Origin of the sequence: Pseudomonas sp. S30_BP2TU TE3576 (genome assembly GCF_050436025.1) — a bacterium.
GTDB lineage: Bacteria > Pseudomonadota > Gammaproteobacteria > Pseudomonadales > Pseudomonadaceae > Aquipseudomonas.
In genome coordinates this window covers 1,502,623-1,516,836 of sequence record NZ_JBNDLK010000001.1, presented here as the reverse complement: position 1 = coordinate 1,516,836, position 14,214 = coordinate 1,502,623, and the positions used below count along the sequence as shown (strand labels likewise).

The 14,214-nt window shown below is 58.4% G+C and carries 14 protein-coding genes; all 14 read left to right on the top strand.

The genetic code is table 11. The annotated features are described in order from the left end of the window. Positions 1 to 23 precede the first annotated feature (23 nt). The 14 genes from ABIA48_RS06925 to fliG all read left to right on the top strand — a co-directional run bounded on the left by ABIA48_RS06925 (position 24) and on the right by fliG (position 14,212). A complete protein-coding gene (locus ABIA48_RS06925) occupies positions 24 to 950 on the top strand; it encodes a ketoacyl-ACP synthase III (protein ID WP_429487496.1) in 927 nt (308 codons plus the stop codon). 91 nt (positions 951 to 1,041) lie between these two features. Further along, the gene (locus tag ABIA48_RS06920) at positions 1,042 to 2,334 is read left to right on the top strand and encodes a motility associated factor glycosyltransferase family protein (protein ID WP_310063768.1); all 1,293 of its coding nucleotides are present in this window, start codon (positions 1,042 to 1,044) and stop codon (positions 2,332 to 2,334) included. Continuing rightward, positions 2,331 to 2,597: a hypothetical protein gene (locus tag ABIA48_RS06915; RefSeq protein WP_429487495.1), complete on the top strand. Its 267-nt coding sequence runs from the start codon at positions 2,331 to 2,333 to the stop codon at positions 2,595 to 2,597. The genes ABIA48_RS06920 and ABIA48_RS06915 overlap by 4 nt, the downstream gene beginning before the upstream one ends. Before the next feature lie 242 nt (positions 2,598 to 2,839). After that, entirely contained in the window at positions 2,840 to 3,691 is an 852-nt protein-coding gene (locus ABIA48_RS06910; protein WP_007983410.1) for a flagellin domain-containing protein, read from the top strand. 72 nt (positions 3,692 to 3,763) lie between these two features. Then, a complete protein-coding gene (locus tag ABIA48_RS06905; RefSeq protein ID WP_429487494.1) occupies positions 3,764 to 4,117 on the top strand; it encodes a flagellar protein FlaG in 354 nt (117 codons plus the stop codon). 82 nt (positions 4,118 to 4,199) lie between these two features. Beyond that, positions 4,200 to 5,636: a flagellar filament capping protein FliD gene (gene fliD, locus ABIA48_RS06900; RefSeq protein ID WP_429487493.1), complete on the top strand. Its 1,437-nt coding sequence runs from the start codon at positions 4,200 to 4,202 to the stop codon at positions 5,634 to 5,636. Between the two features lie 129 nt (positions 5,637 to 5,765). Next, a complete protein-coding gene (fliS, locus tag ABIA48_RS06895; protein ID WP_007983404.1) occupies positions 5,766 to 6,161 on the top strand; it encodes a flagellar export chaperone FliS in 396 nt (131 codons plus the stop codon). A 10-nt stretch (positions 6,162 to 6,171) separates the two neighbouring features. Then, positions 6,172 to 6,468, top strand: coding sequence for a hypothetical protein (locus tag ABIA48_RS06890; RefSeq protein WP_007983402.1), 297 nt, complete (start codon positions 6,172 to 6,174; stop codon positions 6,466 to 6,468). Between the two features lie 172 nt (positions 6,469 to 6,640). Further along, positions 6,641 to 8,116, top strand: a complete 1,476-nt coding sequence (locus ABIA48_RS06885) for a sigma-54 dependent transcriptional regulator (RefSeq protein ID WP_429487492.1) — start codon at positions 6,641 to 6,643, stop codon at positions 8,114 to 8,116. Positions 8,117 to 8,244: 128 nt separating this feature from the next. Further along, positions 8,245 to 9,438 carry a sensor histidine kinase gene (locus ABIA48_RS06880; RefSeq protein ID WP_429492806.1) on the top strand — a complete coding sequence of 398 codons (1,194 nt, stop codon included), beginning with the start codon at positions 8,245 to 8,247 and terminating at the stop codon, positions 9,436 to 9,438. A 5-nt stretch (positions 9,439 to 9,443) separates the two neighbouring features. Further along, positions 9,444 to 10,829: a sigma-54-dependent transcriptional regulator gene (locus ABIA48_RS06875; RefSeq protein ID WP_429487491.1), complete on the top strand. Its 1,386-nt coding sequence runs from the start codon at positions 9,444 to 9,446 to the stop codon at positions 10,827 to 10,829. 240 nt (positions 10,830 to 11,069) lie between these two features. Continuing rightward, entirely contained in the window at positions 11,070 to 11,396 is a 327-nt protein-coding gene (gene fliE / locus ABIA48_RS06870) for a flagellar hook-basal body complex protein FliE (RefSeq protein ID WP_007983394.1), read from the top strand. A gap of 16 nt (positions 11,397 to 11,412) precedes the next feature. Continuing rightward, entirely contained in the window at positions 11,413 to 13,200 is a 1,788-nt protein-coding gene (gene fliF / locus ABIA48_RS06865) for a flagellar basal-body MS-ring/collar protein FliF (RefSeq protein ID WP_429487490.1), read from the top strand. Next, entirely contained in the window at positions 13,193 to 14,212 is a 1,020-nt protein-coding gene (fliG, locus tag ABIA48_RS06860; RefSeq protein WP_007983391.1) for a flagellar motor switch protein FliG, read from the top strand. Before fliF ends, fliG begins: the two co-directional genes overlap by 8 nt. Positions 14,213 to 14,214: the final 2 nt, after the last annotated feature.

Below are 14,214 nucleotides of genomic sequence, written 5' to 3'. Positions count from 1 at the left end.
CTGTTTATTATTGGGAAGCCGTAATGATTGGCATAAAAAGCATTGCGAGCTACGTTCCTGTAGCCGGCGTGGACAATTACGCACAAGGTGCAAAATTCGAGAAGGATGAAGAATTCATCCTGGGCAAGATCGGTTCGGCCTTCCTGCCGCGCAAAGGCGTTGATCAGGAAACTTCCGATCTGTGCGTTGAAGCGGCCAATGCGCTGTTTGCCAGCAACCCTGATCTGAAACGTGAATCCATCGATGCGTTGATCGTCGTCACCCAGAACGGTGACGAAGAAGGCTTGCCGCATACGGCGGCCATCGTGCAGGACAAACTCGGCCTGCCGACCAACGTCGCCGCGTTCGATATTTCCCTGGGTTGTTCCGGTTACGTCTACGGCATCTACGCGATCAAGGGCTTCATGGAGGCCGCGGGCCTGAAGAACGGCCTGCTGATCACCGCCGACCCGTATTCGAAGATTGTCGACCCGGAAGACCGTAACACCACCATGCTGTTCGGTGATGCCGCCACCGCGACCTGGATGGGTGAAAACCCGGTCTGGGCACTGGGCAAGGCCAAGTTCGGCACCGACGGTTCCGGTGCTCCACATTTGAAAGTCAGCGACGGCGTGTTCTTCATGAACGGCCGCCAGGTGTTCAACTTCGCACTGCTCAAGGTGCCGGCACATTTGCATGAGTTGCTGGGCGAGTCGCAACTGAGCGCTGACGACATCGATGCGTTCTGCATTCACCAGGGCAGCGCGGCGATTGTCGATGCGGTCGCGCGGCGCTTCGAAGAATGCCCGGAGAAGTTCATCAAGGACATGGTCGAGACCGGTAACACGGTGTCGTCGAGCATCCCGTTGCTGCTGGAAAAACATATCCTCGATTCCGAATGGAAGCGCGTAGCGCTCAGCGGTTTCGGTGTGGGGCTGTCATGGGGTTCGGCGATCATCTATCGTCCTTGAGTGAAAGTCTTTTAATAAAAAAGGCCGGTACAAAAAAGCGTTCAAGGGTTAACCTTGAGCGCTTTTTTGCTTGTAAGGAATGCGAGGTAGCATGAGCGAATGCTTTGAAGACAATGCTCAGGTTATCCAGCGGCGCTGGCCGTCGCTGTATGCGCGATTGAAAACGGAAGATCGCCTGGCCGTCGAGGTCGACCTGATCGAGGGGCGGGACTCGACGTTGTGCGTGGGTGGCATCCAGCTCACCAGCCGCCATGATCGCCTCCACGAGGCCCGTTTGCAGGCCGCCAGCCTCCCGCTCGACAAGCCTCAGTTGCACGTTTACGGCACCGGCTTCGGTGATTTGCCAACGGTTTTGCTGGAGCGCGCCGGGCTTGAAAAACTCTATGTCCACATTCTCAACGGCGCGCTGTTCGCACTGGTGTTGCAACTGATCGATCAGCGTCAGTGGCTGGGCGATCCGCGCGTGCAACTGCTGTATGCCGGCGATATGTCGGACATCTGCACACCGTTTTTTGCATTGCCGGCCGAAATGCTGCTGGCGGACGACTTCAGCGCGAAGATTCGTGATCGCCTGGTCAGCGAAGTGCACCTGAGTTTCAACAATCGGGAATTCGATCCGCAGTCACCGGTCATTCAGCAGCGCTTGCAGGACACCCTCGAAGTGCTGCTGGCCGATGATGATGTGGCACAGCTGTTTGGCACCTGTTCTGAGCGTGAAATCTATGTGATCGGCACAGGGCCCAGCCTTGAAGGGAATTTCGAGCGTCTGGCAGCTATGCGCAAACAAACACCGCGACCGCTGTTCATCAGTGTGGATACCGCCTACAGACCCCTTCGCGAGCACGGAATCAAACCTGACCTGGTCGTGAGCATCGATCAGCGCATCAGCGTGCTGCACTTGCCGGGCGAGGACTCCGAAGGCATTCCGCTGGTGTACTTGCCGTTGAGCGATCCGCACATGTTGAAGGGCTGGAAAGGCAAGCGTTATGGCGGTTACTCCGCCAGTCCGATCTATGCCGCGTTGCGTGAGCAACACCCGCGTGCGCAGCTATACGTCAGCGGTAGCGTGATCCATCCAGCGGTCGATCTGGCGGTGAAGATGGGCGCGCAGCGCATCACACTTTTCGGTGCGGATTTTTCCTTTCCAATGAACAGGACCCATACCGGTTGGAATGATGGTGATCTGGGGCCGCCAGTGAACCAGGCCAGGCACTGGGTGCACGATGGTCATGGGCAGAAGGTGAAGACGCAATTGAATTTCCGCAGTTACCTGTGTGAGCTGGAGCGTTACATTGCCAGGCATCCCGAGGTGCTTTTTTTCAATAGCAGCCGGGCTGGGGCAATGATTGCCGGTACGCAGTTCAATCAGGATTTCGTGCAATGAAGCCTCGAGTGAAAGGCATCGACGAGTGCCGACAGTGCGCAGGACTGTTTCGCCTGGGGCGTGATGTCGAAGCGGCTTTGAACATGGTTGATCTGTTCGATGAGACGCAACGGCAGATTGCACAGGCGCCTCAGGATGTTCAGCAGGCCTGGGCCTTGATGCTCAGGCAAATGCTGGCCTGTCAGGAGCGCCAGGATTGGCTGGGGCTCGCCGACTTCATGGAGTATGAGTTGATCGAATTGCTCGAAAACATGCCGGCCTGAGGGGCGGCAACAGCTTTGGCACGGGCGTTTGTGGGCTGGACAGTTTTATGGCGTCATTTTTTCGCGGTTGAGGGGCACTAAACCCTTGTTTTCTCGGGGGTGGCAGGGTGATGGCAATTTTTTTCAAAAAAGCCCTCAAGCAACCTGCCAACCCGACGATAACTATTACGAAGGTTCTCTAGGCCATACCCGGCGGTTGCCAGGGCCGGAAGCCGCAGTACCCAACCAACGAGGAATTCGTCATGGCTTTAACAGTAAACACCAACACCACGTCGTTGAACGTTCAGAAAAACCTGAACCGTGCTACCGACGCTCTGTCGACTTCGATGGCTCGCCTGTCTTCCGGCCTGAAAATCAACAGCGCCAAAGACGACGCCGCTGGCCTGCAGATCGCAACTCGCATGTCTGCACAGATCCGTGGTGGCAATCAGGCCGTACAGAACGCCAACGACGGTATCTCCGTTGCCCAGACCGCTGAAGGCGCGCTGCAAGCTTCGACCGACATTCTGCAGCGTATGCGTGAACTGGCTGTTAAAGCACGTAACGGTACCAACAGCACTGCTGACCAGACCGCTACCAACTCCGAATTCGCTCAGATGTCTGACGAGATCACTCGTATCTCTGCTTCCACCAACCTGAACGGCAAAAACCTGCTGGACGGTACGGCTGGCACCATGCAACTGCAAGTCGGCGCCAACACTGGCTCGGCCAACCGCATCGACCTGGTGCTGAGCTCCAAGTTCGACGCCGTATCCCTGTCCGTAGGCAGCGGTACTGTTGTTCTGACCGGTGCGACTTCCGCTACCCTGTCTGCCAACATCGACAACGCGATCACCGCGATCGACGCTGCTCTGGCAACAATCAACGCCACCCGCGCAAACCTGGGTGCTTCGCAGAACCGTCTGACCAGCACCATCTCCAACCTGCAGAACATCGTGGAAAACACCACTGCTGCACAAGGCCGCGTACAAGACACCGACTTCGCTGCAGAAACCGCGAACCTGACCAAGCAGCAAACCCTGCAACAGGCTTCTACTTCGGTTCTGGCTCAAGCCAACCAACTGCCTTCCGCTGTACTGAAGCTGCTTCAGTAATTTCGGAATGAGTTTAGGCGGGGGAGTGTGCTGGTCACGCTCTCTCGCTTTTTACGTTAAGAGGTGATGGGCATGGAGATGAGCGTAAAGCTTGGCGTGTCTTATCCGGCTCCCCAGCCAGCGAACACTGTCTCGGATAAAACACCGGAAAAGCCTGAAGCCGTCAGCGTGACTCCAGTGGCGGACAAGAAGCTGGATGCGGATGACACTCACCTGAAGCAGGCGGTGCAGCAGATCGAAAAGTTTGTACAGTCGATCAAGCGCAATCTGGAGTTTTCGATAGACGAGCAATCCGGAAAGGTCGTCGTCAAGGTGATTGCAAGCGAAACGGGCGAAGTCGTGCGACAGATTCCTTCCGCAGAGGCTCTCAAGCTGGCAGAAAGCCTGAGCAATGCGAGCCACGTCTTGTTCGACGCCAAAGTCTGATAGCTGGCATGAATAGTGTTTGTACGTTTTTTGGCGCAGGTATTGGTCAAAAGAGTGGCAGCAACCTGAAGGGAGACGCAAAATGGCAAGTCCAATTTTACCGGGTTCGGGCTTAGGCTCTGGCCTGGATATCGGTGCGATCGTTACTGCGCTGGTCAACGCCGACAAATCGGCGAAGCAGACGCAGATCGATACTCAGACCAAAACCAACACGCTGAAGATTTCCGGTGTCGGTTCCCTGAAAAGCGCACTGACGGCCTTTCAGACGGCGCTGACCAATCTCGGTAGCAAGACCAATCCAGTGTTTGCGGGTTTCACCGCCACTTCGGGTACTCCGTCGATTCTGGGTGTAACTTCCGACAATACCGCAGTTGCCGGTACCTATAGCGTTGTTGTGAACAACCTGGCCACCAGCTCGAAAGTAGCCAGTGCTTCTTTTGCCGGCGGTGCCGCCAGTGCCATTCCGAGTGGTACTTTGAAAATCAGTCAGAATGGCACTGATTACGATGTCACGATTCCAGCCAATGCGACCTTGCAGAGCACCCGGGATGCCATCAACTCTGCACAGGCGAGTAATGGTATTTCTGCCAACATCGTGACCGACAGCAGCGGTGCGTCGCGACTGGTGATCAGTTCCAGCAAGACCGGTGCGGGCTCCGATCTTACGGTCAGCGGTATCGCCGGCCTTGAAATCGACGGTACCCAACCGATGGGCGCTAACCCTCCGGCTTCCAGTTCGGGGGCTGTCAACGGTGTTGCGGTGGATGCGTCGCTGACCATCGATGGTCTGGCAGTGACCAGCAAGAGCAACACGGTGACCGGTGCAGTGAGTGGCTTGACCCTGAACCTGGCATCCGTGAGCCCGGGTACGCCACCGGCGGCGGCGACCGTCACCGTTGCGACCAACACCACCGGCTTGCAAACGTCGATCCAGTCGTTCGTTGATTCCTACAACACCCTGATGAACACCATCAATTCCCTGTCCAAGGCGACAGCGGACGCCGATGGCAATCTGACGGTTCAGGCGGCGTTTACCGGTGACTCGATGCCGCGCGCACTGATCTCCGATATTCGCGGCGTGCTGACGGCTCCCGGAGCGGGCGGGGCATTGGCCGTGCTGTCGCAGATCGGTGTGATGACAGACCAGAAAACCGGAAATCTGGCGTTCGACACTGTCGCGTTCGGCAAGACGATGTCCGTCGGCGGTATGAGTGGCCAAGTGCAGCAGTTGTTCAGCGGAACCAACGCGACCAACGGCCTGCTGGCGCGCATGGGCACTGCAATCAAGCCTTATGTGCAGACCGGTGGCTTGCTCGATCAGCGCAATACCAACCTGCAGAGCGTGAGCAAGAACCTTTCAAATCAGCAGTCTGCACTGGACTTGCGCGTCGCCAACATGACCAAGACGTTGACCGCCAAATACAACGCCATGGACCTTTTGGTCGGGCAAATGAAAGCGACAGCGACGAGCATTACCTCGTTCTTCACTTCCCTGAATGCCCAGAAGTCCAACAGCTAGTCATGAGCTGACGACAAAAACCCGGCTACGCATTTTCGCGTGTGCCGGGTTTTTGTCTTTTGATCTAAAGTTTCTCGGTTCGCGGACGATACACTGGTCATACGAGTCATTGTGGTAATGAGGTAGAACATGAATCCAATGTTAGCCCTTCGGCAGTATCAGAAAGTGGGCGCACACGCCCAGACGTCCGAGGCGAGTCCGCATCGTTTGGTGCAAATGCTCATGGAAGGTGGCCTGGACCGTATCGCCCAGGCCAAAGGTGCCCTGGAGCGCAAGGACATTCCCGGCAAGTGCCTGTCGATCAGCAAGGCGATTGGCATCATCGGTGGCTTGCGTGAAGGTCTGGATCTTGAAAACTGCGCCGATACCGTGGGCGAACTCGACAGTCTTTACATCTACATGATGAAACGCCTGGCCGAGGCGAACGTCAGCAGCGATCCGAAAATTCTCGATGAGGTCGCAGGCTTGCTGCGCACGGTGAAAGAAGGCTGGGACGGCATTGCTGAGCCAGGTCCGCAGTTCTAAGGAGATCGCCATGAGTCTTGTATTGCAGCGAATAGAACAAACTCGCGAAGCGCTGGTCGGTGCTCTGGCCGAGCGCAACTGGGAGGCCATCGGTCAATTGGACCTGGATTGCCGTTCCTGCATGGAAGACGTCTTGAGCGAGGCTTCACTGGACGAGGAGTTACTGCGCAACAACCTTGAGGAGTTGCTGTATGTCTACAAGCAACTGCTTGAGGTGGCGATGGGGGAGAGGCAGGCGATAGTCGATGAAATGTCTCAGATCCAGCAAGCGCGGAACGCGGCAAAGGTTTACCATCTGTTTGGATAATTAACCTCAAGTTAATCCAGATATGTGCGCCATAAATTTGACTGTGCACGGTTTTTTGACTTAACTAGTGGCTGGTTCCAGATTTCAGTCGTCTTCAGGCATAACGTGTCTGCAAGCGTCTAGCTTGCCCCAGCATTTTGGGCATTGAGTTGACTAGGGAAGTTGCTATTGCATGTGGCGTGAAACCAAAATTCTGCTGATTGATGACGATAGCGTCCGCCGCCGCGACATGGCGGTGATTTTGAATTTTCTCGGCGAAGAAAATTTACCCTGCGGTAGCCATGACTGGCAGCAGGCTGTCGGCTCTTTGTCGTCAAGTCGTGAAGTAATCTGTGTCCTCATCGGGACGGTCAATGCTCCTGGTGCACTTTTGGGCTTGTTAAAGACACTCTCAACCTGGGATGAGTTCCTTCCGGTTTTGTTAATGGGTGATAATTCTTCCATTGACCTGCCGGAAGACCAGCGTCGTCGAGTGCTTTCGACTCTCGAAATGCCGCCCAGCTACAGCAAATTGCTCGACTCGCTGCATCGTGCCCAGGTCTATCGCGAGATGTACGACCAGGCCCGCGAGCGCGGTCGTCATCGCGAACCCAATCTTTTTCGCAGTCTTGTCGGCACCAGTCGGGCGATTCAACACGTTCGCCAAATGATGCAGCAAGTCGCCGACACCGATGCCAGCGTGCTGATCCTCGGTGAGTCCGGCACTGGCAAGGAAGTGGTTGCGCGCAACCTGCATTACCACTCCAAGCGCCGCGAAGCGCCGTTCGTGCCGGTCAACTGCGGGGCGATCCCGGCCGAGTTGCTGGAAAGCGAATTGTTCGGCCATGAGAAGGGTGCCTTCACCGGGGCGATCACCAGCCGCGCCGGTCGATTCGAACTGGCCAACGGCGGCACCCTGTTTCTCGATGAAATCGGCGACATGCCGCTGCCGATGCAGGTCAAGCTGCTGCGCGTGTTGCAGGAGCGCACCTTCGAGCGCGTGGGCAGCAACAAGACCCAAAGCGTCGACGTACGCATCATTGCGGCTACCCACAAGAATCTCGAAAGCATGATCGAGATCGGCACGTTCCGCGAAGACTTGTACTATCGCCTGAATGTGTTCCCGATCGAAATGGCGCCGCTGCGTGAACGCGTCGAAGACATTCCGCTGCTGATGAACGAGCTGATCTCGCGTATGGAGCACGAGAAGCGCGGTTCAATCCGCTTCAACTCGGCGGCGATCATGTCGCTGTGCCGCCATGGCTGGCCGGGCAACGTCCGTGAACTGGCCAACCTGGTGGAGCGCATGGCGATCATGCACCCGTACGGCGTGATCGGCGTGGTCGAGTTGCCGAAGAAATTCCGCTATGTCGACGATGAAGACGAGCAAATGGTCGACAGCCTGCGCAGCGATCTGGAAGAGCGCGTGGCCATCAACGGTCATACGCAAGACTTCACGGCCAACGCCATGTTGCCTCCGGAAGGCCTGGACCTGAAGGACTACCTCGGTGGTCTGGAGCAAGGGCTTATTCAGCAGGCGCTGGATGACGCCAATGGCATCGTGGCGCGCGCGGCCGAGCGACTTCGTATTCGTCGTACCACGCTGGTAGAAAAGATGCGTAAGTACGGCATGAGCCGTCGAGATGGAGATGAGCAGGCGGATGATTGACGCCTGTTTTTCAATCCCTTCATTTATAAGAAGTTTTTTTTAGGCACGGGTATTGCTACGTCCCTCGCAACGTTCCGTTTAACTGACGGTCAGCCAAGCGAGAGAGCACGATGCCCCAAGCCGCCCAGATGTCTCCTGTCCCTGATGCTTCGGGGCAACCGTCGTCCGTAGAGCAGGCGAGCCGGCTTGGCCTTGAACAGGCATTCACGCTGTTTAATCAGATGTCGAGCCAGTTGACCGATTCCTACAGCATGCTTGAAGCCCGGGTGACCGAGCTCAAGGGTGAACTGGCGGTGGTCAGCGCCCAGCGCATGCAGGAGCTGGCGGAAAAAGAACGCCTGGCCAACCGCCTGCAAAACCTCCTTGATCTGTTACCCGGCGGTGTCATCGTCATTGATGCCCAGGGCATCGTGCGCGAAGCCAATCCAGCGGCGTGCGAGTTGCTGGGGCTGCCGCTCGAAGGTGAATTGTGGCGCCACGTCATTGCCCGTTGTTTTGCACCTCGCGAAGACGATGGTCATGAAATCTCCCTCAAGGATGGTCGGCGTCTGTCGATCGCCACGCGCTCGCTGGACGCCGAGCCCGGCCAGTTGGTGTTGCTCAACGACCTGACTGAAACCCGCCATCTGCAGGATCAACTGGCCCGCCATGAGCGTCTGTCGTCGCTGGGGCGCATGGTCGCTTCGTTGGCTCATCAGATACGTACGCCATTGTCCGCCGCGTTGCTGTACGCCAGTCATTTGACCGAGCAAGCGCTGCCGGTCGCTACCCAGCAGCGTTTTGCCGGGCGCCTCAAAGAGCGCCTGCACGAGCTGGAGCATCAGGTGCGCGACATGTTGGTCTTCGCCCGTGGCGAGTTGCCGCTGACCGACCGTGTGACACCCGGTCAATTGATGCAGTCGTTGCAAGCGGCAGCGCTGACCCACGTGCAGGATCTGCCGATCCGCTGGCAGTGCGACAGTCATTCGGGGGAGTTGCTGTGCAATCGCGACACGCTGGTCGGCGCGATCCTCAATCTGATCGAAAACGCCATTCAGGCCAGTGCCAGTCAATTGCGCCTCAAGATTCACCTCTACACCCGCGGCAACAACCTGCGCCTGTGCGTCAGTGACAGTGGCGGCGGTATAGAGGCCGCCGTTCTGGCGCGATTGGGCGAACCCTTTTTTACTACCAAGGCCACCGGCACTGGTCTTGGCCTGACCGTGGTCAAGGCGGTGGCGCGTGCTCATCAAGGAGAATTGCAGCTGCGTTCGCGGCTCGGTCGCGGCACTTGCGCGCAGGTGATCCTGCCGTTGTTCAGCAACGCTCAAGGAGCGGAGTGACACAGATGGGTATCAAGGTTCTGCTGGTCGAGGATGACCGTGCGTTGCGCGAAGCGCTGGCCGATACGCTAATGCTCGCGGGGCACGATTACAAGGCGGTGGGGTCGGCGGAGGAGGCGTTGGCTGCCGTCGGCGGCGAGGCCTTCAGCCTGGTGGTCAGCGACGTCAACATGCCGGGCATGGACGGCCACCAGTTGCTGGGCATGTTGCGAGCACGGCAGCCGCAATTGCCGGTGTTGTTGATGACGGCTCACGGTGCGGTCGAGCGTGCGGTCGATGCGATGCGCCAGGGCGCCGCGGATTACCTGGTCAAGCCCTTCGAGCCCAAGGCGTTGCTCGATCTGGTGGGGCGTCATGCCTTGGGCAGTCTGGGCCTGACCGAGGGTGAAGGGCCAGTGGCGTTCGAGCCGGCGAGCGCACAGTTGCTCGAGTTGGCGGCACGGGTTGCACGTAGCGATTCCACGGTGTTGATATCGGGTGAGTCGGGCACGGGCAAGGAAGTGCTGGCGCGTTACATCCATCAGCATTCTCATCGCGCCAGCCAGCCGTTCATTGCGATCAACTGCGCGGCGATTCCGGACAACATGCTCGAAGCGACGTTGTTCGGTCACGAGAAGGGTTCCTTCACCGGCGCCATTGCCGCGCAAGCCGGCAAGTTCGAGCAGGCCGACGGCGGCACCCTCCTGCTCGACGAAATTTCCGAAATGCCCCTGGGGCTTCAGGCCAAATTGCTGCGCGTGCTGCAAGAGCGCGAGGTCGAAAGGGTCGGGGGGCGCAAGCCGATCACGCTGGATATTCGCGTGGTCGCAACCACCAATCGCGACTTGGCGGGTGAGGTGGCGGCGGGGCGCTTCCGCGAAGATCTCTATTATCGCCTGTCGGTGTTTCCCCTGGCCTGGCGCCCGTTGCGCGAGCGCACCGCCGACATCCTGCCACTGGCCGAGCGTCTGCTGGCCAAACACGTCAATAAAATGAAGCATGCGGCGGCCAGATTGTCGCCCGAGGCCCAGGCGTGCCTGATCGGTTATCCATGGCCGGGTAACGTGCGCGAGCTGGATAACGCGATTCAGCGTGCGCTGATTCTGCAGCAAGGCGGCTTGATCCGGCCGCAGGATTTCTGCCTGGCCGGGTCGGTGACTTGCGCACTATTGCCGGCATTGGCGCAGGCTTCGGTGCGTCCTGTGGAGGTCGAGTCCGAGTCGGCCGGTGCGCTGGGTGATGATCTGCGTCGCCATGAGTTCCAGATGATCATCGATACCCTGCGCACCGAACGCGGTCGTCGGAAAGAAGCGGCCGAGCGCCTGGGTATCAGCCCGCGGACCTTGCGCTACAAGCTGGCGCAGATGCGCGATGCCGGCATGGATGTGGAAGGCTGCTTGTTCTCCACCTGAAAGTTGACGGAGTCAACACTGATCTAAATGTGGGAGCGGGCTTGCTCGCGAAAGCTGGAGACCCGTCAGCATCTCTGTTGAATGGAAAACCGTATTCGCGAGCAAGCCCGCTCCCACATTTGTTTTGCGGTGGTATTGGCTTTTGTTTAGAGCAGTCACGGAGCTGGCACCCTTGTTGCTAACACCTCAATACCCGCCGAGTGAGTGTCAAAAAATTGCGGGTCGTCAAAGAGAGAAACCATGAGCCAAGGTATTGAATTCAATCGGTTGATGCTGGATATGCGTGCCATGCAAATGGACGCCATGTCTGCTCCGAAGTCGGCTGCCGTCCCTGAAGTGGCGGGTAGCAGCTTTTCCGACATGCTCGGTCAGGCCGTCAATAAAGTGAACGACACCCAACAGGCTTCCAATCAGTTGGCCAGTGCCTTCGAAATCGGCAAAAGCGGCGTCGACCTGACCGACGTGATGATTTCCTCGCAGAAGGCCAGCGTGTCATTCCAGGCGTTGACCCAGGTGCGCAACAAGCTGGTTCAGGCTTACCAAGACATCATGCAGATGCCGGTTTAAAGGACGAGATTGAGTCATGGCAGAAGCAGTCGCCGATAACGTTCCGGCCAAGGCCACTTCGATAGACGGCAAGCCGCCGCTGTTCGGGTTGTCCTTCCTGGAAAACCTCTCCGAGATGACCATGTTGCGTCAGGTGGGCCTGTTGGTCGGCCTGGCTGCGAGCGTGGCGATTGGTTTTGCCGTGGTGTTGTGGTCCCAGCAACCGGACTACCGGCCTCTGTACGGCAGCCTTGCCGGCATGGACGCCAAGCAGGTCATGGAGACCCTGGCCTCCGCCGATATTCCGTACACCGTCGAACCCAATTCCGGAGCCTTGCTGGTCAAGGCCGATGACCTGTCCCGTGCGCGACTCAAGCTTGCGGCTGCTGGTGTCACTCCCAGCGATGGCAACATCGGCTTTGAAATCCTCGACAAGGAACAGGGGCTGGGCACCAGTCAGTTCATGGAAGCGACCCGTTATCGTCGCGGCCTCGAAGGCGAACTGGCCCGCACCATTTCCAGCCTGAACAACGTCAAGGGTGCCCGTGTGCACCTGGCGATCCCGAAAAGTTCGGTGTTCGTGCGCGACGAGCGCAAGCCTAGCGCTTCGGTCCTGGTTGAGCTCTATTCCGGTCGCTCTCTCGAACCAGGCCAGGTCGTGGCCATCATCAATCTGGTGGCGACCAGCGTTCCCGAACTCAGCAAGTCGCAGATCACCGTCGTCGACCAGAAGGGCAACCTGCTCTCGGATCAGGCGGAAAACTCCGAACTGACCATGGCCGGCAAGCAGTTCGACTACAGCCGTCGCATGGAAAGCATGCTCACCCAGCGTGTGCACAACATCCTGCAGCCGGTGTTGGGCAACGATCGTTACAAGGCCGAAGTCTCGGCCGACGTGGACTTCAGCGCCGTAGAATCGACTTCCGAGCAGTTCAATCCGGACCAGCCTGCCCTGCGCAGCGAACAGTCGGTCAACGAACAGCGTACCGCCAGCAACGGCCCGCAAGGTGTGCCGGGGGCGTTGAGCAACCAGCCGCCATCGCCGGCCTCCGCGCCGCAAACCACTGGCGGCGCTACCGCGTCGGCCGGCATGGTGCAGCCAGGCCAGCCGCTGATCGATGCCAACGGCCAGCAAATCATGGACCCGGCCACCGGTCAGCCAATGCTCGCACCGTACCCGGCGGACAAGCGTCAACAATCCACCAAAAACTTCGAACTCGACCGTTCCATCAGCCATACCAAGCAGCAACAGGGGCGATTGAATCGCCTGTCGGTGTCGGTGGTGGTCGATGATCAGGTCAAGATCAACCCGGCCAATGGCGAAACCACCCGTGCGCCGTGGAGCGCAGATGAATTGGCGCGCTTCACTCGTCTGGTTCAGGACGCGGTCGGCTTCGATGCCAGCCGTGGTGACAGTGTCAGCGTAATCAACATGCCGTTCTCCGCCGAGCGCGGTGAGGTGATTGCCGATATTCCGTTCTACTCCCAGCCGTGGTTCTGGGACATCGTCAAGCAAGTGCTGGGTGTGCTGTTCATCCTGGTGCTGGTGTTCGGCGTGCTGCGTCCAGTGCTCAACAACATCACCGGCGGCGGCAAAGGCAAACAGTTGGCTGGTATCGGTAGCGATGTCGAGTTGGGCGGCATGGGCGGTCTGGATGGCGAGTTGGCCAACGACCGCGTCAGCCTCGGCGGCCCGCAAAGCATTCTGCTGCCGAGCCCGAGCGAAGGCTATGACGCTCAGTTGAACGCAATCAAGAGTCTGGTGGCAGAAGATCCGGGTCGTGTGGCCCAGGTCGTGAAAGAGTGGATTAACGCAGATGAGTGATAACCGAGCCGTTGCCGCCAAACTGTCCAAGGTCGACAAGGCCGCAATCCTGTTGCTGTCCCTGGGCTCCACCGACGCGGCCCAGGTGCTGCGCCACATGGGCCCCAAAGAAGTTCAGCGCGTGGGTGTGGCCATGGCCCAGATGGGGAATGTGCACCGCGAGCAGGTCGAGCAGGTGATGAGCGAGTTCGTCGATATCGTCGGCGACCAGACCAGCCTGGGCGTCGGCTCCGACGACTATGTGCGCAAAATGCTCACCCAGGCCCTGGGCGAAGACAAGGCCAACGGCCTGATCGACCGCATCCTGCTCGGTGGCAACACCAGCGGCCTCGACAGCCTGAAGTGGATGGAGCCGCGTGCCGTCGCCGATGTGATCCGTTATGAACACCCGCAGATCCAGGCAATCGTGGTGGCGTATCTCGACCCGGACCAGGCCGGTGAAGTCCTTGGCAATTTCGACCACAAGGTTCGACTGGACATCATCCTGCGGGTCTCCTCGCTGAACACCGTACAGCCAGCGGCCCTGAAAGAACTCAACCAGATTCTCGAGAAACAGTTCTCCGGCAATTCGAATGCCTCGCGCACCACCCTGGGTGGCATCAAGCGTGCGGCCGACATCATGAACTTCCTCGACAGTTCGATCGAAGGTCAACTGATGGATTCGATTCGCGAAGTCGACGAAGACCTGTCCGGTCAGATCGAAGACCTCATGTTCGTCTTCAACAACCTGGCCGACGTCGACGACCGCGGCATCCAGGCGCTGCTCCGCGAGGTGTCTTCCGATGTGCTGGTGCTGGCCCTCAAGGGTTCGGACGAAGGCGTCAAGGAGAAGATCTTCAAGAACATGTCCAAGCGTGCGGCCGAACTCTTGCGCGACGACCTGGAAGCCAAAGGCCCGGTGCGCGTCAGCGACGTGGAAACCGCGCAGAAGGAAATCCTCACCATCGCCCGCCGTATGGCCGAAGCCGGAGAAATCGTTCTCGGCGGCAAGGGCGGCGAGGAAATGATCTAACA